General features: G+C 74.4%; 18 protein-coding genes and 3 tRNA genes. 12 read left to right on the forward strand and 9 right to left on the reverse strand.

The window, feature by feature from the left end; genetic code table 11:
- Nucleotides 1–7 precede the first annotated feature (7 nt).
- On the reverse strand, nt 8–604 hold the full coding sequence (locus ACWGSR_RS13880) for a histidine phosphatase family protein (RefSeq protein ID WP_453566345.1): 597 nt from the start codon (nt 602–604) through the stop codon (nt 8–10).
- 145 nt (nt 605–749) lie between these two features.
- Here ACWGSR_RS13880 and ACWGSR_RS13885 point away from each other — a divergent pair, with 145 nt between their 5' ends.
- The 7 genes from ACWGSR_RS13885 (at nt 750) to ACWGSR_RS13915 (ending at nt 7,188) form a co-directional block, all read left to right on the forward strand.
- Nucleotides 750–1,658, forward strand: coding sequence for a phosphatase PAP2 family protein (locus ACWGSR_RS13885; RefSeq protein WP_453566348.1), 909 nt, complete (start codon nt 750–752; stop codon nt 1,656–1,658).
- Complete coding sequence (locus tag ACWGSR_RS13890) at nt 1,591–2,742, forward strand: hypothetical protein (protein ID WP_376231514.1); 1,152 nt, start codon at nt 1,591–1,593, stop codon at nt 2,740–2,742. Before ACWGSR_RS13885 ends, ACWGSR_RS13890 begins: the two co-directional genes overlap by 68 nt.
- Nucleotides 2,743–2,779: 37 nt before the next feature.
- Entirely contained in the window at nt 2,780–4,369 is a 1,590-nt protein-coding gene (locus ACWGSR_RS13895; RefSeq protein ID WP_453566351.1) for a hypothetical protein, read from the forward strand.
- Between the two features lie 34 nt (nt 4,370–4,403).
- Nucleotides 4,404–5,735: an AAA domain-containing protein gene (locus ACWGSR_RS13900; protein ID WP_453566353.1), complete on the forward strand. Its 1,332-nt coding sequence runs from the start codon at nt 4,404–4,406 to the stop codon at nt 5,733–5,735.
- Nucleotides 5,736–5,925: 190 nt separating this feature from the next.
- Entirely contained in the window at nt 5,926–6,282 is a 357-nt protein-coding gene (locus tag ACWGSR_RS13905; RefSeq protein ID WP_376231506.1) for a hypothetical protein, read from the forward strand.
- A gap of 215 nt (nt 6,283–6,497) precedes the next feature.
- On the forward strand, nt 6,498–7,124 hold the full coding sequence (locus ACWGSR_RS13910) for a hypothetical protein (RefSeq protein ID WP_376231503.1): 627 nt from the start codon (nt 6,498–6,500) through the stop codon (nt 7,122–7,124).
- Nucleotides 7,115–7,188: transfer RNA gene (locus ACWGSR_RS13915), tRNA-Lys, on the forward strand. The genes ACWGSR_RS13910 and ACWGSR_RS13915 overlap by 10 nt, the downstream gene beginning before the upstream one ends.
- A 65-nt stretch (nt 7,189–7,253) precedes the next feature.
- On the opposite strand, the gene ACWGSR_RS13920 is transcribed toward ACWGSR_RS13915, so the two are convergent.
- Complete coding sequence (locus ACWGSR_RS13920; RefSeq protein WP_453566357.1) at nt 7,254–8,537, reverse strand: M6 family metalloprotease domain-containing protein; 1,284 nt, start codon at nt 8,535–8,537, stop codon at nt 7,254–7,256.
- 325 nt (nt 8,538–8,862) lie between these two features.
- Between ACWGSR_RS13920 and ACWGSR_RS13925 the strand changes: the two genes are divergently transcribed.
- Nucleotides 8,863–10,728, forward strand: a complete 1,866-nt coding sequence (locus ACWGSR_RS13925) for a putative bifunctional diguanylate cyclase/phosphodiesterase (protein WP_453566360.1) — start codon at nt 8,863–8,865, stop codon at nt 10,726–10,728.
- A 137-nt stretch (nt 10,729–10,865) separates the two neighbouring features.
- On the opposite strand, the gene ACWGSR_RS13930 is transcribed toward ACWGSR_RS13925, so the two are convergent.
- Together ACWGSR_RS13930 and ACWGSR_RS13935 are read right to left on the reverse strand one after the other, a co-directional pair.
- Nucleotides 10,866–12,563: a glycosyl hydrolase family 18 protein gene (locus ACWGSR_RS13930; RefSeq protein ID WP_376231494.1), complete on the reverse strand. Its 1,698-nt coding sequence runs from the start codon at nt 12,561–12,563 to the stop codon at nt 10,866–10,868.
- Nucleotides 12,564–12,873: 310 nt separating this feature from the next.
- Nucleotides 12,874–13,944 (reverse strand): LLM class flavin-dependent oxidoreductase, encoded by a 1,071-nt coding sequence (locus ACWGSR_RS13935; RefSeq protein WP_376231492.1) that lies wholly within the window; start codon nt 13,942–13,944, stop codon nt 12,874–12,876.
- Nucleotides 13,945–14,467: 523 nt separating this feature from the next.
- Here ACWGSR_RS13935 and ACWGSR_RS13940 point away from each other — a divergent pair.
- Together ACWGSR_RS13940 and ACWGSR_RS13945 are read left to right on the forward strand one after the other, a co-directional pair.
- The gene (locus tag ACWGSR_RS13940; protein ID WP_376231490.1) at nt 14,468–15,226 is read left to right on the forward strand and encodes an IclR family transcriptional regulator; all 759 of its coding nucleotides are present in this window, start codon (nt 14,468–14,470) and stop codon (nt 15,224–15,226) included.
- Nucleotides 15,227–15,313: 87 nt separating this feature from the next.
- Nucleotides 15,314–15,387, forward strand: a tRNA-Lys gene (locus ACWGSR_RS13945).
- 51 nt (nt 15,388–15,438) lie between these two features.
- Here ACWGSR_RS13945 and ACWGSR_RS13950 read toward each other — a convergent pair.
- From ACWGSR_RS13950 to ACWGSR_RS13965, 4 genes are all read right to left on the reverse strand, one after another.
- A complete protein-coding gene (locus ACWGSR_RS13950; RefSeq protein WP_376231489.1) occupies nt 15,439–16,113 on the reverse strand; it encodes a response regulator in 675 nt (224 codons plus the stop codon).
- Complete coding sequence (locus ACWGSR_RS13955) at nt 16,032–17,342, reverse strand: sensor histidine kinase (protein ID WP_453566364.1); 1,311 nt, start codon at nt 17,340–17,342, stop codon at nt 16,032–16,034. The genes ACWGSR_RS13950 and ACWGSR_RS13955 overlap by 82 nt, the downstream gene beginning before the upstream one ends.
- Before the next feature lie 290 nt (nt 17,343–17,632).
- Nucleotides 17,633–18,226, reverse strand: coding sequence for a lytic polysaccharide monooxygenase auxiliary activity family 9 protein (locus ACWGSR_RS13960; RefSeq protein WP_366374977.1), 594 nt, complete (start codon nt 18,224–18,226; stop codon nt 17,633–17,635).
- Between the two features lie 175 nt (nt 18,227–18,401).
- On the reverse strand, nt 18,402–20,315 hold the full coding sequence (locus ACWGSR_RS13965) for an SPFH domain-containing protein (RefSeq protein ID WP_453566366.1): 1,914 nt from the start codon (nt 20,313–20,315) through the stop codon (nt 18,402–18,404).
- Between the two features lie 121 nt (nt 20,316–20,436).
- Between ACWGSR_RS13965 and ACWGSR_RS13970 the strand changes: the two genes are divergently transcribed.
- Nucleotides 20,437–20,562 (forward strand): hypothetical protein, encoded by a 126-nt coding sequence (locus tag ACWGSR_RS13970; protein WP_453566368.1) that lies wholly within the window; start codon nt 20,437–20,439, stop codon nt 20,560–20,562.
- A gap of 240 nt (nt 20,563–20,802) precedes the next feature.
- Here the strand turns inward: ACWGSR_RS13970 and ACWGSR_RS13975 are convergent, their stop codons facing one another.
- Nucleotides 20,803–22,209 (reverse strand): peptidoglycan-binding protein, encoded by a 1,407-nt coding sequence (locus ACWGSR_RS13975; RefSeq protein WP_453566370.1) that lies wholly within the window; start codon nt 22,207–22,209, stop codon nt 20,803–20,805.
- 183 nt (nt 22,210–22,392) lie between these two features.
- On the opposite strand from ACWGSR_RS13975, the gene ACWGSR_RS13980 reads away from it, so the two are divergent.
- A tRNA-Lys gene (locus ACWGSR_RS13980) sits at nt 22,393–22,466 on the forward strand.
- Nucleotides 22,467–22,468 lie beyond the last annotated feature (2 nt).

Consider the following 22,468-nt stretch of genomic DNA (forward strand, 5'->3'; position numbering starts at 1 on the left):
CAAGGGCCTACTGCTCCAGGTGTCCGGTGTCGTTCCAGCGTTCGAGCGCCGGGTCGCCGTACGCCCAGCCCAGGACCGAGAGGCTCGTCGGGTCGAGGCGGATGCGGGCGGCGAAGGAGACGTCCTCGCCGAGCCAGCGGGCGCCGATGGAGCGCAGGATGTGCCCGTGGGCGAAGACCAGGACGTCCCGGTCGGCGGAGCGGGCCCACTCCACGACCTCGTCGGCGCGGTCCGAGAGCTGCGCCAGGGTCTCGCCGCCGGGGACGCCGTCGCGCCAGATGAACCAGTCCGGCTGCCGCTCCTTGATCTGGGGCGGGGTGAGGCCCTCGTACGCCCCGTAGTCCCACTCCATCAGCGCGTCCCAGGGCTCGGCCCGGTCGCCGAAGCCGGCGAGGGTGCAGGTCTCGCTCGCCCGGACCAGGGGGCTGGTGCGCACCTCCACGCCGGGCAGGCCCTGCCAGGGGCCGCGGTGCAGGCGCTCGCCGAGCAGCTTCGCGCCGCGGCGCCCCTCTTCGAGCAGGGGTATGTCGGTCCTGCCGGTGTGGCGGCCGAGGAGCGACCACTCGGTCTGGCCGTGCCGGGCGAGCAGGATGCGCGGTGCCATGGGAAGGCTCTCCAGAGGTTCGCGGTGCGGACGTGCTCCTTCCATCATCGCCCACCTGAATTCGGGGCGACACGCGGGCAACCTCCGGGTGCCCTCCGGCGTCCCCTCCCCCGGGCCGTACGCCTTACGGGAGGGGACCTTGTCCATGCGCAAGCCACGCTGGTGGGCCGAGCTGTCACTGATCGGCGTCGTGTACGCGGCCTACACCGGCGGGCGGCTCCTCGTGCGGGGCGACGAGGCCTCGGCCGTCGACCACGGCCTCGCGATCCTGCGTCTGGAGGGGCTGCTCGGGATCGACGCCGAGCGCCCCCTGAACCGGCTGTTCACGGACGTCCCCGCGCTCGGGATCCCGGCGGACTTCGCGTACGCCACGCTGCACTACCTGGTCACCCCGGTGGTCCTGGTGTGGATGTTCCGGCGGCGGCCCGCGCACTACCGGGCGGCCCGCGCCTGGCTGATGGCCGCCACCCTGCTCGGGCTCGTCGGCTTCACGCTGCTGCCGACCTGTCCGCCCCGGCTGCTCGACGCGGCGCACGGATTCACCGACACGATGGCCCACTTCAGCGCGTACGGCTGGTGGGGCGGCGAGGCGAGCGCGCCGCGCGGGCTCGGCGGGATGACCAACCAGTACGCGGCGATGCCCAGTCTGCACGTGGGGTGGGCGCTGTGGTGCGGGGTGATGCTGTGGCGGTACGGGCGGACTCCGCTCGTGAAGGCGCTCGGGGTGGCGTATCCGCTGCTCACGACGGTGGTGGTGATGGGCACGGCCAACCACTACCTGCTCGACGCGGTCGCGGGGGCGGCCGTGATGGGGGCCGGGTTCCTCCTCGCCCCGCACGCGCTGCGGGTGGTCGACCGGCTGCGCGGGACGGCGGTCCGGACGGCGGGAACGGGGAGCGGGAAGGAGGGCGGAACGGGGGCCGGAGCAGGGGCCGGAACGGGGGAAGCCCCTCCGGTTGTCAGTGGGGGATGCGAGACTTTCGCGGGTGAGCACATCCCCGGACAGCGGTCCGTCGCGACCGCCGCAGACGACACGTCGACACCTGCTCGCTGAGCTGCGCGGACCGGGGGTCGCACCGCGTCCGCTGGACGCGCGGGCGCTCGCGGCGCTCGCCGCCAACCCCGGCTGCCGGCGGCGGGCCCTGCTCGACGGCGCCGGGGTCGACAAGTCCGCCCTCGCGGCGAAGCTCGGCTCCCCGGCCCCGTTCGGGCAGTCGCAGTTCGCGATCGTGCGGGGCAACTCCTTCGAGGCGAAGGTGAAGGCGGACGGCGGGCGCGAACTGCTGCGGCTGCTCGGGGTGGAGGAGCCCGGCGAGGTGTCCGTGCCCGACCTGTCGGCGGCCGGGCCCGAGGGCCGGGTGGCGCGCACGGCGCTCGCGCTGCGGGAGGCGACCGGGTCCGGGGGGTGGACGCTGCTCGACCATCCGCTGCTCGCCCTGGAGGTGGCGGGCTCCCCGGTCTACCTGGAGCCGGACGCGGTGGTGGTGCGCCCCGGCGGCGGGTGGACGGTGGTCGAGATCAAGTCCTTCCCGACGGTGGACGGTTCGGCCGACGCGGCGAAGGTGGGCGCGGCGGCCCGCCAGGCCGCCGTGTACGTGCTGGCGCTCGAACGGGTGGCGGCGGTCACGGAGGGCGCGCGGGTGGCGCACTCGGTGCTCCTGGTCTGCCCGAAGGACTTCTCGAACGTGCCGACGGCCTCGGTCGTCGACGTGCGCAAGCAGCGGTCGGTGACCCGGCGCCAGCTGGACCGGCTCACCCGGATCGACGAGATCGCGGACGCGCTGCCGGAGGGCGTCAGCTTCGACGTGGCGGAGCGCTCGCCGGAGGAGCTGACGGCGTCGGTGGAGTCCGTGCCCCACCAGTACGCGCCGGAGTGCCTGGCCGCCTGCGAGCTGGCCTTCCACTGCCGGTCGCGGTCGCGGGAGACGGGCGCGGTGGAGACCCTGGGCCGTTCGGTACGGGGTGAGCTGGGCGGTCTGACGACGGTCGGCGCGGTCCTGGCGGCGGCGCGCGGCGAGGCGGGCGACCCGGACGACCCGGCGGTGGCGGCCCTGCGGCGGGCCAGGGCCCTGCGCGAGGAGGCGCTGGCGTCGGCGCCCGCCCGCATCCCCCGGGAGCCTGTCGAATGCCCCTGCTGACGTCCCTTTCCCGCACCGCGCCCCGGGAGGGCCTCGCATGTCGCTGATCTCCACGCTGGCCCGGATGGAGGCCGTCGAGTCGGGGCGGGCGCAGCCGCTCGCGACCGTGCGGCACCGGCGCGTGTCCGAACGGCCGCTCGTCCTGGTGCCGTTGACCACCGCCGGTGAGGCGGGCGCCCCGCTGGGCGCGCTCGTCGGCACCGACCCCGAGGAGCCGAGGCTCCTGGTGGTGCCCCAGCCCCGCGACCGGGACCTGCGGTTCGCGTTCCTCGCGGACCTGGCCGAGGAGGTCCTGCCGTACGTCGACGCGTTCGCGGACGTCGTCGAGCTGATCGAGCGCAACGAGACGGACGCCGAGACGGGCAAGAAGGTGCGGGTCGAGGTCGAACTGTGCGCGGACGCCCCGCAGTTGATCGTGCCGAGCCGGGCGGGCGTGGAGTACGTGCGGCTGCTCGGGCGGTCGACGCGGTTCCGGCGGACGGCCGAGCAGGACCCGGAGACGCCGTTCCCCGCGCCGCCCCGGGTGCCGCTGCTCGGGCGCTGGCTGACGCACTTCGGGGAGCGGGCCCGGGTGCCCGGCTCCTCGCTGCTGCTCGCGGCGACGGACCTGCTCAACCGGCACTGGGCGACCGGCCAGTCCTCCCTGGAGGACCAGCACCTGGGCGCGCTGCTCGCCTGGATCGACCCGGAGGACGGGATGCCGGGCCGGGAGGGGGCGCTGCGCGCCGAGGCGGGCCGGGACGAGCGGGGGCAGCTCTTCTGCCCGCCCGCCGGGCCCGCCACGGACCCGGCCTTCGACAACCGGCTGCTCGCGCCCGCGATCGAGCGGTACGACCGGGCCCGGCAGGCGTCCGGCGCGGCCGAGGACCCCGAGGCGGCCGAGCGGGCCCTCGGCGAACTGCTGACGGCCGAGCGGGAGGTGCGCCGGCTCGTCGTCTCGCAGCTGAAGCCGACGTGGGAGGCGGTGTGGCGGGCGGTCGGCCTGCTGCGGGAGCTGCCGGAGGGGGCCAGGGTCGGGGACCGCTGGACCCGGGACCGCTGGTCCTTCACCGCCCACCGGGACCGGGTCGCGGCCGGCGAGCCGCCGCAGCCGCGCCGGGACGACGCGGTGACGGCGGCGCGGAAGCTGGCGGCCCGCGAGCAGGCGCAGGGCCAGCTGGAGGCGCAGGAGGCCCTGGACGACCCGCTGGTCCTGGCGGGTCGGCGGCTCGCGGGCGAGGCGTTCGCGGCGGAGGTGGTGGAGGTGACGATGGCGTGGACGGAGTCGAAGCGGCCCGCGCCCCGGCCGCTGCTCACGGTCCGCACGGACGACCGGCCGCACCTGGACGAGCGGGTGAGGGTGTACCGCTCGCTCGACGGGAAGCCGCAGACGGCGGAGTTCGTGCGCCACGAGGAGGACGGCGCGCTGGTGCTCCGGGTCCTGGACCGGATGGGCCGGTCGAAGGAGCCCGCGGAGGGTTCGGTGCCGGAGAAGGGCGAGCGGATCGCCTGGACGCTCTTCGAGCACGACCAGCGGACCGGGCCGAAGCTGCCGGACCCGGAGGAAACCCCCTGGACGCACGGCGGCCCGCCCCGGGCGGACGCCGTGGAACTGCCCGACCCCGTGACCCCCGAGGACGTCCTGTGACCGTGTTCGACCCCGTGACCCCCGAGGACGTGCCGTGACCGTGTTCGACCCCTCCGCCGAGGCCGGGCGCGCGACGGCCGCGATCCTGGCGGACACCCTGCACGGCACGTCGCGGGGCGTGGTGGTGGACTCCCCGCCGGGCGCGGGCAAGTCGACGCTCGTCGTGCGGGCCGCCCTCGAACTGGCCGCCGCCGGGCGCCCCCTGATGGTGGTCGCGCAGACGAACGCACAGGTGGACGACCTGGTGCTGCGGCTCGCCGAGAAGGAGCCGGACCTGGAGGTGGGCCGGCTGCACTCCAGCGACTCCGACCCGTACGACAAGGCGCTCGACGACCTGGAGAACGTACGGAAGTCGGCGAAGGCGGGTGATCTGGCCGGGCTTCCGGTGGTGATCTCGACGGCCGCCAAGTGGGGGCACGTGAAGAACGTCGAGCCGTGGGCGCACGCGATCGTGGACGAGGCCTACCAGATGCGCTCGGACGCGCTGCTCGCGGTGGCGGGGCTCTTCGAGCGGGCCCTTTTCGTGGGCGACCCGGGGCAGCTGGACCCGTTCTCGGTGGTGGGCGCGGAGCAGTGGGCGGGGCTGGCGTACGACCCGTCGGCGAGCGCGGTCTCGACCCTCCTCGCGCACAATCCGGAGCTGCCGCAGCACCGCCTTCCGGTGTCGTGGCGGCTGCCCGCGTCGGCGGCGCCGCTGGTGTCGGACGCGTTCTACCCGTACACGCCGTTCCGCAGCGGCACCGGGCACGGGGACCGGAAGCTGTCCTTCGGGGTGCCGTCGGACGGCTCGGGCCCGGACCGGGTCCTGGACGAGGCGGCCGAGTCGGGCTGGGGCCTGCTGGAGCTCCCGGCCCGGCACACCCCGCGCACCGACCCGGAGGCGGTGGGCGCGATCGCCCTGGTGGTGCGGCGGCTCCTGGACCGGGGCGGCGCGGCGGTCTCGGAGCGCGCGGAGCACCCCGTGCCCCTGACGCCCGACCGGATCGCGGTCGGCACCGCCCACCGCGACCAGGCGGCGGCGGTCCGGGCGGCGCTCGCGGACCTGGGCGTGTCCGGGGTGACGGTGGACACCGCGAACCGGCTCCAGGGGCGCGAGTACGACGTGACGGTGGTCCTCCACCCGCTGTCCGGCCGCCCGGACGCGACCGCCTTCCACCTGGAGACGGGCCGCCTGTGCGTCCTGGCCTCCCGGCACCGGCACGCGTGCGTGGTGGTGTGCCGCGCGGGCGTGGCGGACCTCCTCGACGAACACCCGTCGACGGAACCGGTCCGGCTGGGCGTGGCGGTCTCGTTCCCGGACGGCTGGGAGGCGAACCACGCGGTCCTCTCCCACCTGGAGGAACACCGGGTGACCTGGACGCCGTGAGCCCCGGGGCGCGGCCGGAGGTCTCGGCTCCGGGCCGCGGGACGGGACCCGGGGCGCGCGGTCCGGGGTTCGCGCTCTTGCGGGGCGCGGGACAATGGAGGGCGGCCCGGGGTTCCGGGCCGTGTCCGTGCGCGGTCGGGTCCGGGTGCGGACACGCCCGTGCGAGACCTGTGCGAAGAGGAGAACGACGATGGCGGAATCCGCGGAGCGGGGCGGGCAGCGGCGGCTTCGGCCGGCGCCGCTGATCTTCGAGCCTGCCGAGGCGTCCGCCGATCCGGAGCACTTCTTCGACCTGGAGTCGCTGGAGGATCCCCGGGAGCTGCTGTCCCGGGCGACGGAGCTGACGCTCGCGTTCCGGGCGGCGACGGACCGGGCGATCGAGTTCCAGGCGATCGCGGCGGCGCAGCTGGCCGACCCGCGCCGGTTCGACCGGCTGACGGTGGCCGACGTCGCCGAGCGGGCCCAGTGGACCGAGGACTACGCCCGCAAGATGATCGAGTTCGGTCGCGACCTCATCCGGGCGGGCGGACGGCCGGCGGAGGACTGAGCCGGCCCGGGGTCCGGAGGGCGCACGGGCGCGCGGGCGTCGTCCTGGAGCACGGGGGCGCGATGCGGGGGCGCGCATGGCCGGAGGCACGCGCGGTGACCGAAAACCACCCCTGGCATATGCCGAGGGCGCACGATACTCCTCCGCCACCCCTCCTGTCCGGGATTCCGCGAACCCTCGGAAACCGTCCCGTCACTCCCGGTACATCTGGACGCATGACGACGTGGCTGCGCGACGAGACCCCGCACGACGTGTTCCGGTTCCTCCGGGAGGGCGACGAGGAGCGGCACCAGACCGCCCGGGTGACCGCCGACGGGGCCTCCTGGCTGGCCTCGGCCGCCGGCGGGCGGGGGACCGCGCTCGCCCGCTGGGAGTCCCGGCCGGCCTCGCCCGCCGCGCTGCCCTGCGGGACGGTCTTCGACGTCGTCAACGTGGACCCGGTCTTCGGGCGCCGGATGCTGGACCGGCTGTGGACGGAGGGCCCGGGGTCGGGGCCCGTCGCGGTCCACCGGGGCCGGATGATGCTGTTCGCCGCGCCCGGCACGGCCCAGCGGCTGCCCGCCCTGCTCGACTGGGAGGAGTGGGGCGACGCGGTGCCCCGGCCGCTCTGTCACGGGCTCGGGGACGCGGTGACCGTGCCGCCGCTCGCCCCCTCCGACGCTGCCGGGCCCCGCTGGCTGGTGGCCCCCGACACCCGTCACCCGTGGCTGCCCGGCCCCGAGGTCGTGCTCTGGGCCTGTGTGCGGGCCGTCCGGGCGGCTTCCGCCGCCGACGTGCGGGTATCGATTTTTCCTCCCGCCGATCCGGGTGCTAATGTCTACGACGTCAGCAGGCGCCGCTAGCTCAGTTGGTTAGAGCAGCTGACTCTTAATCAGCGGGTCCGGGGTTCGAGTCCCTGGCGGCGCACAGACGGAAGAAGCCCCCCGCGGAAGCGGGGGGCTTCTTCGTGTGCCGGGACCAGGGGCCCGTGGTCAGTCGCGTTCCGCCGGGTTGATCCTGACCGTCCAGACGTCCGACCCCGACCGGTCCATGACCTCGATCCGGACCCCGGAACCGGGCACGGTGAAGGTCTCGCCCTCCTCCAGCGGGGCGTCCGCGAGCGGCGGGTAGACCGAGCGCTCCCAGCAGGCCTCGGTGCGCGGGTGCGCGTCCACGACCTCGACCGGGCCGTCCCCGGAGGCCGTGGTGCCCCGCACCCGGTAGACGAGCACGCCCTCCGTGCAGGTCTCGGTGTTGTTCCCGGCGTCGCTCCTGGCCTCGATCGCGAGGACGCTGTCGGGCCCGGTGCGGACGACCGCGAGCCGGGTGCCGAGCGCGCCGCCGTCCCCGGCCGGGGCGTCGGTCGGCTCCAGGCCGACCACCCGGGGCTCCGGGCCCTGGACGCAGGTCACCTGTGCCCGGGAGAGCCAGCCGAGCTTCCACTTGTGCCAGCCGAAGAGGTCCGGGGAGAGCCCGAACTGGCTGCCCATGACGTCCCAGTCGCCCACGTGGGTGTCCCAGTCGCCCTTGCCGTCCTCCGGCCGGTGGTAGAGGTCGGGCAGGTCGAAGACGTGGCCGGTCTCGTGGGCCAGGACGTTGCGGTCGGGCGGGTGCCGCTCGAAGACCGTGACGACCCGCCGGATCTCGGTGCCGTCGACCTCCAGCGGGCGGTCCAGGTTGACCACCTTGGTCGCGTCGGAGTCCACGCCCGGCGCGTCCGGGTCCGCGACCAGGTAGACGATGTCGTACTGGGAGAAGTCGACGTCCGCGTCGGCGGCGGCGACCGCGTCGCGGAGGTACTCGGCCCGCTTCCCGGCGTCCCAGTCCCGCCGTATGTCGTACGCGCCCGACTCGCGCGGCATCGGGGTCCACGCCGTGCGGGCGTGCGGGGTCAGGGTGAAGCGGCCGTAGGAGGCGCGCTCGAAGAAGTCGCCGGTGCCGGGGAAGTGGTCGGCGGCGAGCTCGGCCGGGGTGGTGAGCGGCTCGGAGTCCGGGAAGGACAGGAAGACCATGACCGCGTCGAGGTCCCGGTCCGGGCGCGGGTAGGAGCCGTTCCAGGTGTCGAGCCCGAGCGAGTGGTGGGCCTGGGTGCGGGGCAGGGCGCAGGGGTTCGCGGCGGGCACGCCGACGGCGGGGCCCGCGACGAGCCCGGTGGCGGCCAGGGCGGCGAGCGAGGTGAAGGCGGCCGCGCCGGCGCGCAGCCGCGGGCGCCGCTCCCCTCCCCCGGGTGGCTGCTGACCCCTCACGTCGACCTCCGGATCACGAATGCGGGACACCCCACCCACCTTGTGATGATTTGCTTAATTTCGCACGTTTCCACTGCCCCGGTCGGGTGAGTGCGCACCACCGCGTCGACGCGACACGGACGCGATTCAGCTCACGGAAAGTCACATTCGGTCGCCCCTCCGACGACCCGTGTCAGAGCCGGGCAGAAACGATCGGGCAGGGTGGTCCGGTGGGGATCCTCACAGCGCCGGACGGCCCCCGGGGGCGCCCCTGAGCTGGAACGGCCGCCCGGCCTGGCCCTATGATCGGCTCACTCTTCCTCGGCCGACCGTCCCGTCCCGTACGACCGGCCCGACTGCACTACGGGAGCGAGCGGTGAGCGGAACCCCCGAAGGACCGGTGCACCAGGAGCCGGCGGAGACACGCACGGCCGAGCCCGCCCTCACGGAGCGTGACGCCGGACGCCGGGAGGCCGAACTCCGCGACTACCGCGCCGCCTTCCGGGTCGCCCGGCTCGCCATGGCCCTCGTCGACCGGGACGGCGTGGTCGTCGCGGCCAACGACTCCCTCGGCGCCCTCCTCGGCACCGAGCCCGGGGCGCTCCGCGAGCAGGCCGCCGCCGACCTCGTCGACCTCGCCTCCGACGGACGCACCTGGCACGCCTACCGCGAGGTGCTGCGGGGCCGCCGCTCCCGCTTCCGCTGCACCCGCCGCCTCAAGCACCCCGACGGGCGCTCGCTGTGGGCCGAGGTCACCGTCGCCCCCGTGCCCGGCGACCGGCGGGTCCTGCTGTCGATCGCGGACATCAGCGACCGGCGCGAGCTCCAGGCCCGCCTGCGCCACCTCCAGATGCACGACCCGGTGACCCGGCTGCCCAACCGCGCCCTCTTCTTCGAGCGCCTCTCGGCCGCCCTGGACGCCGACCGGCAGGAGGGCGGGACGCGGCCCGGATCGCACCGGTCGTACGAGTCGTACGAATCGCACGGGTATGGCAGAACAGGGCGGATCGGCCTCTGCTACATCGACCTCGACGGCTTCAAGGCGGTCAACGACACCCTCGGCCACCGGGTCGGCGACCGGCTCCTGGCCGCCGTCGCCGGGCGGCTGACCGAGTGCGCGGACAGCGACGGCTACACCCGCAGCGGCGGCCACCTGGTGGCGCGGCTCGGCGGGGACGAGTTCGCGATCCTGGTCGAGGAGTCCACCGGGACGGAGCAGGTGGCGGACCTGGCGCGCTCGGTGCTCGACGCGCTCCAGGAACCCTTCGACCTGGCCGGGCAGCGGCTTTCGGTCTCCGCCTCCATCGGCGTGGTCGAGCGCTCCGGCCGGGGGACGACGGCGACCGCCCTGATGCAGGCCGCCGACACCACGCTGTACTGGGCGAAGGCGGACGGCAAGGCCCGCTGGACCCTCTTCGACCCCGAGCGCAACGCCCACCGGATGACCCGGCAGGCGCTCTCCTCCACCCTGCGGCCGGCCGTGGAGGGCGGGGAGTTCGCCCTGGAGTACCAGCCGCTCGTGGACCTGTCCGACGGGGCCGTGCGCGGGGTGGAGGCGCTGGTGCGCTGGCACCACCCGCAGTTCGGCCCGCTCGCGCCGAATCGGTTCATCGGGATCGCCGAGGAGGACGGCTCCATCGTGGAGCTGGGCCGCTGGATCCTGCGCACCGCCTGCCACCAGGCCCGGCAGTGGCAGAAGGACCACCCGCGCGAGCGCCCGCTCTTCGTGAGCGTCAACGTGGCGGTCCGCCAGGTCTGGGACTCCGATTTGGTCGCGGACGTGGCCGGGATCCTCGCGGAGACCGGGCTCGCCCCGCACCTGCTCCAGCTGGAGCTGACCGAGTCCGCGGTGATGGGCTCGGCGGGCCGCCCGCTCCAGGCGCTCCAGGCGCTGAGCGACATGGGGGTGCGGATCGCGATCGACGACTTCGGCACCGGCTACTCGAACCTCGCCTATCTGAGCCGGCTCCCGGTCTCCGTGCTCAAGCTGGACGGCTCCTTCGTCCGCGGCTTCCAGGACGAGGAGCACGCCAACCCGGCCGACGAGCTGATCGTCGAGGCGCTCGTCCAGCTCGCGCACCGGCTCGGGCTCACGGTCACCGCCGAGTGCGTCGAGACCGCCGGGCAGGCCAGCCGGCTGCGGCGGATCGGCTGCGACACGGGGCAGGGCTGGCTGTACTCGCGGGCGGTGGCCCCGGACCGGATCGCGGAGCTGATCGGCACGGAGCCGCTGCCGGCCTGAGCGGCGCCCCCGGGCCCGTACCACCGCGCGGAACCGACCCCGCGCATGGGAACCGCCCCGCGCATGGGAACTGCCCCCGGCCGGAGGGACATTCCGGGCGGGGGCAGTGGTCATGAGGGGTTCTGCGGGTCAGGCGTTCAGCAGGCGCCGAGGTCCTGCCAGACGCCCCACTCGCCGGTGGTGCCGGGGACCTCGTTCTGGGTCCACCACTTGGCCTTGTACTTGCGGCCGTTGTGGGAGACCTCGTTGCCCGCGTTGTAGACCGTGCCGGCCGCGTACGCCGGGACCGAGCCGCAGCCGGTGGCCGGCGGGGTCGTCGGCGGCGTGGTGGGCGGGGTGGTCGGCGGCGTCGTGGGAGGCGTCGTCGGCGGGGTGGTCGGCTCGGTGGTGGTGCCGCCGAGCGCGGTGTTGATCTGCTTCAGGAGCGTGGCGTTGTTGTCCAGGCCGAGCAGGGAGTACATCATCGCGCCGGCCAGGCCGCGCTGCTTGCCGTAGTCCACCCGGGCCTGGATGGACTTCTGGTCGAGGCCGGTGAAGAACTCGCCGTCCTTGTAGAAGTACGAGGACTTCGACTTGTCGTCCCAGAAGGTGGTCGACGGGTTGTCGACGATGCCGCCGAGCTCCTTGTAGTGCGCGATGCCGGCCTGCTGGCTGAGCGGGCGGGCGCCGGAGCCGCCGGTGGCGGTCTGCGCGAGGCCGTTGGTGGTCCCGGCCGGGACGCCCTTCCAGCCGCGGTAGTAGAACTCGTAGCCCAGGGTCAGCTTGCCGGCGGGGAAGCCGCCCGCGATCCCGTAGGTCGGGTTGCCGTCGATCCAGGAGTCGATGGCCGCGTCGATGCTGTACTTCTCGGTGCCCGGCGCGATCACGTCGGTCGGGTCGTTCGGGGAGGGGTACAGCGGGGACTGGTGGTACGTCGGCCCGTCGCCGTCCCAGGCGCCGTGCATGTCGTACGTCATGATGTTCGCGTAGTCGAGGTACGCGCCGATCTTGTCCGTCTCGATGTACTTGATCTTGTCCTGGCCGGCCGGGAGGGCCGCGGTCAGGAGGTACTTCTTGCCGCCGTTGGCCGCGCCGTACTCGTTGAGCTGCTTGCGGAACTCGGCGAGCAGGAGGGTGAAGTTCTGCTTGTCCTCGGGGCCGTAGTGGTTGCCCAGGTGGCCGCCGGAGGAGCCCGGGTACTCCCAGTCGATGTCGATGCCGTCGAAGATGCCGGCCGCCGTGCCCGCGCCGCCGTAGCCGCCCTCGACCGGCAGGTTGCCCTTGAGGTACTGGTCGATGCAGGAGGAGACGAGCTTCTTGCGGCTCGCGTCCGTCTTCGCCGCGTCGTGGAAGTACTTGGAGTAGGTCCAGCCGCCCAGCGAGATGTTGATCTTCAGGTGGGGGTACTTCGCCTTCAGCTCCTTGAACTGGTTGAAGACGCCCACGATCGGCTGGTCCCACTTGTCGGCGACGCCGTCGACGCTGTCCGCCGCGCTGAAGGACTTCTGGTAGTCGGCGTACGAGTCGCCCGCACCGTCACCCGCGTTGGGGTTGTTGTCGTCACCCGCGGCCTTGTTGGCCTGGAAACAGGTGAGGTTGGTGGGGTGGATGTTGCCGAACGAGTAGTTGATGACGTCCAGCTGGCTCGCGATGCCCCGCGTGTCGAGGTGCTTGGGGTAGAACGCGTTGCCGTAGACGCTCCACTGGTCGTAGTACGCGATGCGCACGTTGCCGGTGGAGGCGGTGGTCGAGGTGGGGGCCGCCTGGGCGGAGCCGAGTCCGGCGGTCGCCGCGAGCGCGCCGGCGGCGAGGGCCGAGCTCAGGAGCGCGGCGATCAATGACTTACGGGGGTGCACGTGCGGCCTCCGGATGGGGGTACTGGGTGGTGCCGTACAGGAGCTGGAGCAGTGATAACCGCCGCGTGAACGGTGAGTCAATGGTCTGAACCAGATTGAGGACTAGACCAATTGACGGAAGAAAGCCCTTGTCAGAGACGTGCAGCACAAAACGGAACCGCCCGCCACCATCGGTGACGAGCGGTTTAAGGTTCCTTTAGGGAAGGCCCGGGGTTCGTTCGACGATGAACCAACCGGCCTCGGAAATCCGGGTTTTACCCGGCGGCCTCCGTCCCGGAACGGAAAGCGCGGTCCGGTCGGCGGGCTCCGGCTACTCGGCGAGCTCCGGCATCCCGTACGCGTCGGCGATCAGTTCGTAGCTCCGCAGCCGCGCCTCCCCGCCGTGCGCGTTGGCCGTGATCATCAGCTCGTCGGCGCCCGTCCGCTTCCGCAGGTCGTCCAGGCCCGTGCGGACCTCGTCCGGGGTGCCGTACACGATGTTCGCGAGCCAGCCGTCCACGAACTCCCGCTCGGCCGGGCCGAAGGCGTACGCCTCCGCCTCCTCCGGCGTCGGCACCAGGCCGGGCCGGCCGGTGCGCAGCCGCAGCATGGCGAGCGCCCCGGAGAGGACCTGGCGGTGGGCCTGCGCCGCCTCGTCGGCGGCGAGCGCCGAGACGCCGATCAGGGCGTACGGGGCGTCGAGCGCCTCCGAGGGGCGGAAGGAGTCCCGGTAGAGGTCGAGCGCCGGGATCGTGTTCCTGGCCGAGAAGTGGTGGGCGAAGGCGAAGGGCAGCCCGAGCACGCCGGCGAGCCGCGCGCTGAAGCCGGAGGAGCCGAGCAGCCAGATCGGCGGACGCCCCTTCGGCCCCTGCACCGGACCGGGCACGGCGTGGATGCGGGCGTACGGGTGCCCGTCCGGGAAGTCGTCGTCCAGGAACCGGGTCAGCTCCGCGAGCTGCTCGGGGAAGTCGTCGGCTCCCTCGTTCAGCCGGTCGGTGCGGCGCAGGGCGGCGGCCGTGGCGCCGTCGGTGCCGGGGGCGCGCCCGAGACCGAGGTCGACCCGGCCCGGGGCGAGGGCCTCCAGGGTGCCGAACTGCTCGGCGACGACGAGCGGGGCGTGGTTGGGCAGCATGACGCCGCCCGAGCCGAGCCGGATGCGCCGGGTGTGGGCGGCGAGGTGGGCGAGGATGACCGCCGGGGAGGAGGAGGCGACCCCGGGCATGGAGTGGTGCTCGGCCACCCAGTGCCGGTGGAAGCCGCGCCGCTCGGCCAGCCGGGACAGCTCGACGCTGGTGGCGAGGGCCTGGGACGCGGTCCGCCCGCTGCCGACGGTCACCAGGTCCAGTACGGACAGCGGTACGGGCGCGGTGCCCCGTGCCTCTCCTCGAATGGTGTCGGTCACCGTCGGGACCCTCCTCGGCAGACGTGCGGACGCATGGCGTGCGGATGTACGGGAGGAAGAACAGGAGGGGGTCTCCGTTTATTCCGTGGCCCTTCCACGCATTCCCCCGTGCCGCCTTTCGCGCACTCCTCCGCGCGCCCCTTCGCGCACCTCCCGCCCGCCCTCTCGCGCGCCCCTTCGTACGCCCCTCCGCGCGCTCCCGTGCGCGCCCCGGAGGCGGCGACACGTTCCCGCCACCCCCCTTCCGTACGTTCTCGGCCACCGGGAGGGGTCGTCCGGCGTCCGCTTCCCCGCGGAAAATCTTCCGGCCGGGGCGGCCCGAACGCATGCGCGAGCACGGGGGCGCACGCCCCTGACCTGAGGATCTGCGGAAAACGCGTGACGGTGGCATATGCCAGAGTGGCGCGTCCCAGATGGGGGCCCGGGCCCTCCGCATCATTCTCGCCAACAGCCGCCCCGTAAACGGTCCTTGGCGGTTATCGTGGTACGAAAGCTTGCGGTCACAACCTGGTAGGGGGAAACCGTGGCGCTGAAGCCCGAGCCCACCGCGCCGTTCCACTCGGTGCAGTACGCCCTGCGCGTCCTGGAGACGGTCTCACGGCACGGCGGCGGAGTGACGGACACCCAGATCGCCCGGGAGACCGGTCTCCCCGTCGCCCACCTCTCCTCGCTGCTCCTCATGCTCCGCCGCGAGGGATACGTCGAGCAGGTCGCCGACGGCGCCTATGTCGTCGGGGACTCCCTGGTCCTCCTCGGCTCCGGCGTGACCCGCCGCGAGGCCCTGGAGGCCAAGCTCCAGGAGACCCTGACCGAGCTGCGCGACTCCGTCGGCGCGGCCGTCTACATCAGCCGGTACATCGACGGCGAGGTCAAGATCACCCAGTTCGCCGACGGCCCGCGCACGCCCAAGGTGAACGAGTGGGTGGACTTCCGCTCGGCGGCGCACGCCAGCGCCGTCGGCAAGTGCCTGCTCACCCAGCTCGACCAGAACGGGCGGCGCGACCACCTCTCCCGCCACAAGATCGCCCGGCTGACCTCCCGGACGATCACCAGCGAGCGGATCCTCTTCTCCAAGCTCGACAGCCAGCCGGCCACCGTCCCCGTGCTCGACCTCCAGGAGTACGCGGTGGGCACGGTCTGCGCCGCCGTGCCGCTGACGGCGGGCGCGTCCGTGGGCTGTCTGGCGCTCTCCCTGCCGATCGAGCACGCCCACCGGCTGCGCGCGGCGGCCGACACGCTCAACCGCAGGGCCGCCCCGGTGGTCCTCTCACTGGCCATCTGACACCGCTCCCGGGGGCGGTCGGCGGGGCCGCCGGAGCGGCGGTCACGAGCACCCGGCGGGACCGGGTAGTATTTTCTCTGTCAGCAGGCGCCGCTAGCTCAGTTGGTTAGAGCAGCTGACTCTTAATCAGCGGGTCCGGGGTTCGAGTCCCTGGCGGCGCACGGACGGAGAAGGCCCCTCGCGGAAGCGGGGGGCCTTCTTGCCGTGCCCCGTCACGCCTTCAGATAGGTCAGGACGGCGAGGACGCGCCGGTGGGTGTCCTCGGCCGGGGGCAGGTCCAGCTTGGCCAGGATGTTGCCGATGTGCTTGCCGACGGCCGCCTCGGTCACCACGAGCCGGCGGGCGACCGCCCCGTTCGAGTGCCCCTCCGCGACCAGGCCCAGGACCTCGCGCTCGCGCGGGGTCAGCGCCTCCAGCGGGTCCCGGTGGCGCCGCAGGAGCTGCCGCACCACCTCGGGGTCGACGACCGTGCCGCCGTCCGCGACCCGGGTCAGCGCGTCCAGGAACTCCTCGACCTGCCCGACCCGGTCCTTCAGGAGGTAGCCGACGCCGGTGCCGTCGCCCGTGTCGAGGAGGTCGGCGGCGTAGCTGCGCTGCACGTACTGGCTGAGGACGAGGACCGGCAGGCCGGGCCGCTCGGCGCGGAGCGCGACCGCCGCGCGCAGCCCCTCGTCCCGGAAGCCGGGCGGCATCCGCACGTCGGTCACGACGACGTCGGGATCGTGGGCGGCGACCGCCGCGCGCAGGGCGTCGGCGTCCCCGACGGCGGCGACGACCTCGTGGCCGAAGCGGGCCAGGAGCCCGATCAGCCCCTCCCGGAGGAGGACGCCGTCCTCGGCGAGGACGACGCGGAGCCGGCGGGGGCGGTCTGCTGCGGTGCGGGACAAGGGATCTCCACTCGGAGGAGGGTCGGCCCGCCCGGCGGGCTCGTGATCGTGAGTGTGCCATCGAGGACGGCGATGCGGTCGGCGAGCCCGGTGAGGCCGCTCCCCCGGGCCGGGTCCGCCCCGCCGCGCCCGTCGTCCTCGACGTCGAGCCGCAGCACGCCGTGCGCGTGCCGGGCGGTGATCCGGGCCCGGCGGGCGCCGCTGTGCCGGCCGACGTTGGCGAGCGCCTCGCAGCCCGCGAAGTAGCCGGCGCTCTCCACGGCCCGGGGCAGCCGGGGCAGCTCGACGTCGGTGTCCACGGGGACGGCCGAGCGGTCGGCGGTGTCGGCGAGGGCGGGGCCGAGGCCGTAGTCGGCGAGGACCTGCGGATGGATGCCGTGGATCAGCTCGCGCAGCTCGGTCAGGACCTGCCCGGCCTCCGCGTGGGCCTTCGCGAGCTGGTCGGCGAGCGGTCCCGGCGGGGCGTCGAGGCGGGCGAGGCCGAGGGTCATGGTGAGGGCGACCAGGCGCTGCTGGGCGCCGTCGTGGAGGTCGCGCTCGATGCGGCGCCGCTCGGCCTCGAAGGCGTCGACGAGCCGGGCCCGGGAGGCGATGACCTCGCCGATCCCGGCCGCCGGGGCGTCGCGCGGGGCGAGCAGGGCGCGGGCGAGCGCGGCGCGGGCCCCGGCGACGGCGGCGAGCGGATACGCGAGGGCGACGAGGAGCACGGCGCCGAGGAGGGCGGTGGCGAAGGCCCCGGGCCAGGTGGTGACCAGGTACGCCTTGACGATCTTGGCCTCGTGGCCGTCGGCGGCGAGCTGGACGGGGGCGCTCAGCAGGGCCAGGGGCAGGCCGGCGCCGACGGCGAGGACGACCAGGTCGAGCGGCCACAGGACGGTGGCGAGCAGCAGGGCGTACGCGAGCTCCCGCCAGGTCGCCGGCTCCCCCGCCCGCAGCCGGAGCCAGGCCGCGAGGCCGGGTACGGCGGGGACGCGGTGCGGGTCGGGGGCCGGGTCCCGGTCCACGAGCCGGAGGCGGAACCGTTCGAGCGCGCCGAGGGCCGGGCCGGAGAGCAGGAGCGGCGGCAGCCCGACGAGGAACAGCGAGAAGACCCCGAGGACGAGGAGGACGAGGCCGGCGGCGGCCCCGGCGAGCGCGCCGGTGGCCAGGTAGGCGGCGGCCCGCCACGGCCAGGGGCCGAGGAGGAAGCGGGGCCGGGTGAGCGCCTGCCAGGGCGTACGGGGTTCCATGGGCGCCCACGGTAGGCCCGGCGGCGGGGGCGGGGCCATGGGGCTGGAGGGCGGGGAGGGGGTGGGGCTGGGCCCACCTCCGGGACCGGGGTGAGGCTGGGCCTGCCTGCGGGACGGGGTGGGGCTGGGCCCGCCTCCGGAGCGTGGCTGGGCCCGCCTCCGGGCAGGAGTGAGACCGGGACCGGGGTGCGGCTCGCGCCCCGGGCCCGGGGTGGCGCCCGGACGTGCCGGATCCACGGGGAGCGCGGAGGCCGTGCTCCCCGTGGGTCCGGACTACGACCGCCGGAGCGTCAGAACTTCACGTCCGAGCAGGCGTAGAAGGCGTTCGCGGTGTCCGCGACCGTCCACACCGCCAGGATGAGGTGACGGCCCGTCTTGCCCGCCGGGAGGTTCCCGGAGTGCGAGAGGGTCGCCGGCGGCTGCTGGTTGTTGTAGGGGACGGTCAGGAACGGCTGGGGGTCGAGGGCGGCCCGGGTGAGCGGCTGGCTCGGGTTCCATCCGTTCTTGGTGATGTAGTACTTGAAGTCGGTGGTGCGGTGACGGGCCGTGAACTGCCAGCGGAAGCTGTAGTTCTGACCCGCCGTGACGCTCGTCGCCGGCCAGTTGCCGCCGCGCGGGTCGTCGAGCTGGGCGAACGGGCCGTTCCCGCCGGCACAGATCTTCCCGTCGGCGGGCCCGGCGGCCGGGAAGCCCTTGAGCCCCTCGACCGACTGCGGCTCCCACTGGATGTTGCCGCAGTTGGTCACGGTGCCGTTGGCACAGAGCTTCTGGCGGCTGATCGGCGAGTCGGTGTAGCCGTGGCTGCCGGCGCTGCCGGTGCCGAGGAGGGTGACGCCGGCGACGCCGAGCGCCACCACCGTCGCGCCTATCGATTTCTTGCGCATGCTGTCGCTCCAGGAGAACGTGGGGGAGTTCCGTCGGGTCGTGCTGCACGCGTGCGGGTGGTACGGATGGTGCGGGTGGTGCGGGTGTTTCCCTGTTCTTTGCCGTACGGCGATGACGCATTTTGGTCTGGACCAAGTAACAAGGTATGGACCGAACTTGGCCCTGTCCATCCCCTCAGGCCCCCTCGGCGGAAGACGGCCTTCCCGTGTAGAACGCCACCGTCAGGTCCTTGACCAGCGACTTGCGCTCGTAGTCGTCCAGCTCGACCAGACCACGACTGGTCAGCCGGTGGACCACGTCGTCCACCGCGTCCACGATCGACGTCAGGACGCTGTCCCGGTGCTTCGCGTCGAGCGCCGCGATCCGGCTGCGCCGCATCGCCGTCGCGACCTCGGGGGCGTACTCGATCCGCGTCGGCTGCGCCGAGAAGACGTCCAGGCCGACCGGCGCGCACTCCGCCGACAGCATCCGCGTCAGGGCCTCGCCGACCGCCTCCGCGTCCCGGAGCGTCGGGGCGTCCTCGTGGAACGCGTCCGCCGGGAGCTGCGAGAGCACCCGGGCCATCGCCGCCTCCACCTGCTCCCGCAGGTACTCCTCGTGGCCGTCGACCCCGAGCGACGCGCGGACCGTGTCCCGCACCCGCCAGACCACCAGGACGACCACGTCGAGCGCCGTGCCCCGCGCGTCCACGGCCGGCAGCGGCTCGCTGCGCCAGTGCCGGAGCCGCACGTCCACCCGGCGGCGCAGCAGCAGCGGGCTGACCCAGATCAGACCGGTGCGGCGGACCGTGCCGCGGTAGTCCCCGAACAGCGTCAGGACCCAGGCGTACCCGACCCGGCCCCGGCCGAGGCCGCCGAGCGCGAAGAGGACGGCCACGACGCCGAGGGCGAGCAGGGCCCACTGGCCGAGGTGGACGCCGTAGTACGGGCGGACCGGGAGCCGCAGCATCCGCGCCGCCTCGTCGGGCACCGCGCCCGTCCACCACACGACCACCGCGCACCAGACGAGCGCCAGGGCCCCGCCGACCACCCCGACCCATCCGGGCAGCACCGCCCCGGGCCGCTCGACGAGCGCGGGGTCGGCGGTGGGGGCCGGACGGGAGGAGGGGGGCGGGGCCGCGTGCCGGGCCCTGCTCTTCGCCGCCGCCGTACGGGCCGGGGGCTCGGCCGCCCGGTCGGTACGGCCCGGGGCCAGGAACTTCGACGGGCCCGGGATGCCGGGCGTGCGGGCCCTGTCCGGGGAGACGGGCGCGGACATGGCGATGGTGTCGGGTCCGCCGTCGTCCTTGGCGCGGGGGGCGGCGGCGGTCTCCGGCTCGTCCCGGAAGAGCAGGTGCACGGGGATGGAGCCGGTGGTCTCGGTCCCGATCACGTTCTTCCGCCGCGCCACCCGCACGACCCCGGCGACGGGCAGGGCGACGACGGCGACGCGGGCGCCCTTGATCCGCCCGAAGTCGGGAGCGGTGGTCCCTGCGGGGGGCTGGGGGGTGGGCAGGTCGTCCTGCGGGATCGTCGGCGCGGGCCGGGCCGTCACGGGCCCGGCCGTCACGGCGGCGGGGCGGGACGGGGTGGCGGCAGGCCGGAACGGGAGGGCCGGGGTGGTCGGGGCGGGTGCCGCCGGGCCGGTCGGAGCGGCCGGGGTGGGCGCAGCCGGGGACGTGCCGCCCTGCGTGGACGCCTTCGCCGGGGTGGGTTCGGGGGCCTTCGCCGGGGTGGCTTCGGGGGCCCCCGGCGAGGGGGTCCGGGTCGGCTTCTCGGCGCGCGTTCCCGGCGCGGTGGGGGCCGGGGACTCGGGCGCCGGGGCGGCGGCGGGCCGCGTGGGCGTGGTCTCGCCCTGCGCGGCGGGGGCCGGGGCCTCGGGCGCGGGGGCGGTCGCCACCTGCGCGGCGGGGGCGGAGGGCTTGTCCGCGGGGCCGGCGCCGGTGCCGGAGTCCGTCCCCGGCTCGCCCGGCTCCGTACCGGATACGGAAGCCGGGTCCGACTTCGTACCGGGGACGGAACCGTCCGGGCGTCCCGCCGCCGGGACGGTCGGGGCGGTCGCCGCCAGGGCGTGGGCGGGGGCGGCCGGAGCGTCCACCGCCGGAGCCACCGGAGCCACCGGAGCTGCCGGAGCTGCCGGAGCCGCCGGAGCCACGGTCACCGAAGCCGACGGGGTCGTCGTCTCCGGAGCCTTCTCGGTCTTCGGCGCAGCGGTCACCGGGCTCGCCGGAGTGCCGACCGTCAAGCCCGACGGGATGCCGGTCACCGGAGCCGCAGGAGCCTCGGCCGCCGGGGCGCTGGTCACCGGGACCGCCGGGACGTCGGGCGTCGGGGCCGCCGGAGCACCGACCGGCTGAAGCACAGGAGCATCAGCCGCAGTGGCATCGGCCACCGGGGCCGCCGGAGCGGCGGCCACCGCTGTCGGGCGGTCGCCCGGTGGTGTGCGGGGCGGGTTCGTCGGGGGTGGGGACGTGCGGGGGAGGGTGCCGTCCGTCAGGCGTCTCGCCGTGCGGGCCGCGTCACGTGAGGCCGCCGCACCGGAGTCGGCGGGGTTCGGGGTCGATGCCGTCATTCGGGTCCACCTCATGCTCTCGGGGTCATCGGAACAAGCGCCGCCAGGTCTCCGGGCCCGGGTGGCCGTCGGCCGCTCCGCCGCGCCAGCCCTGTGCCCGCTGGAACGCCTCGACGTTGCGGCGGTCCGCCTCCGTCCAGCGCGGACCGGGTCCCGACAGGTAGTGCTTGCCGAAGCCCCGCTTCACCAGTTGTTTGCCCAGCTTCTCCACATATGCGTTGGATTGGCCCTTACGGAAGTAGCCACGCCCGGGAAAGGGCGTCGCATGCGCGCTCGACCCGCCCGAACCACTCGAACCGCCGATGCTCCGGCCCTTGCCGGTCACGAGCAGCTTCCATGTGTGGGGCCCGGGCAGGCCGTCCGCCTCCTTGCCCCGCCACCCCTGCGCCCGCTGGAACGCCCGGGTCGCCCGCCGGTCCGCCCCGGTCCACCGCGGGTCGGGCCCCACGGCGTAGAACTTCTTGGCGCCGCGCGCGACGAGCAGCTGTCCGAGCCGGGTGACGTGCGCGTTCTTCTTGCCCGGCCCGAACTTCGCCGCGCCGGGGAACGCCGGCACCGTGGACGCCTCCCCGCCCCCGGCACCGGCGCTCACCACGCCCTTGTAGCGGTAGGCCACGTACCGGTCGGAGTTCTCCCAGTACGCCATCGGCGTCGTCTTCTTCCGCGCGCGCGGCCTGGTCTGCTCGTACGCCGTGTAGGAGGTGTGCGTGGGGTCGGTCCAGCCGCCGAAGACCGTGACGTGCGAGCCCCGGGTCGGGTCGGCCGGGTTGTGGAAGAGCAGGATGTCGCCGGGCTGGAGGTCGGCGCGGCCGATCTTCTCGCCGAAGCGGTCGAGGCTGCCGGTCCACTCGTTGTTGCGCAGGTTCCAGGCCATGGAGATGTAGCCGGAGCAGTCCTGGCGGTAGCCGTCCGTCCAGTACTTCTCCATGGAGTACGGGACCCGCGCGGCGACCCACAGCTCGGCGCGGCCGATGATCTCGGCGCGGGTCGTCGGCCGCAGCGCCTCGGTCGCGGCCTGGCCCGCCGCCGGGGTGGCCGTCGGACCGGGCCCGGGAGCGGGGCCGGGCGCGCCGTGCAGCGGCCCCCGCCCGCCCTGCGGCGTGTCGGGCGGCACCGCGTCCGTCACGTCCGCCGCGTCCGCCGGTTCCACCTGGGCGGCCCTCTCCCCCGGCGTGTCCCCTGGCGTGTCCCCCGGCGTGTCCACCGGCGCGTCCGGCGCGCGGAAGAGGGCGGCCGCCGCGTCGGTCCCGCCGCTGCCCAGGACCACGCCCGCCGCCGTCACCAGGACCAGGACGCGGCGGGCGCCGTGGGCCGCCGGGTGGCCGCCCGCCCGGACCGGCAGGCCGAGGGCGAGGTCGCGCCGCTGCCGGGCGCAGCCCGGGCAGGCGCAGTCGGCCGCCGGTTCGAACTCCTCGAAGACCGGCACGCTCATGCGATCCCCTCCACACTCGTCAAAGATCTTTCGACCGCCGTTCGGGGCGCCCGTGTGGCAACTGTCCCGATAAATGGCATTTTGACGGATCGAAGGACTGATACGACCATCCGACAGGCCGGAGGCGACCGTTATTGGTCAGGAGCACGTCTTCGCGTCAGGTAGAGTTCTCTCTGTCAGCAGGCGCCGCTAGCTCAGTTGGTTAGAGCAGCTGACTCTTAATCAGCGGGTCCGGGGTTCGAGTCCCTGGCGGCGCACG

It is taken from the genome of Streptomyces sp. NPDC055632 (assembly GCF_053618675.1).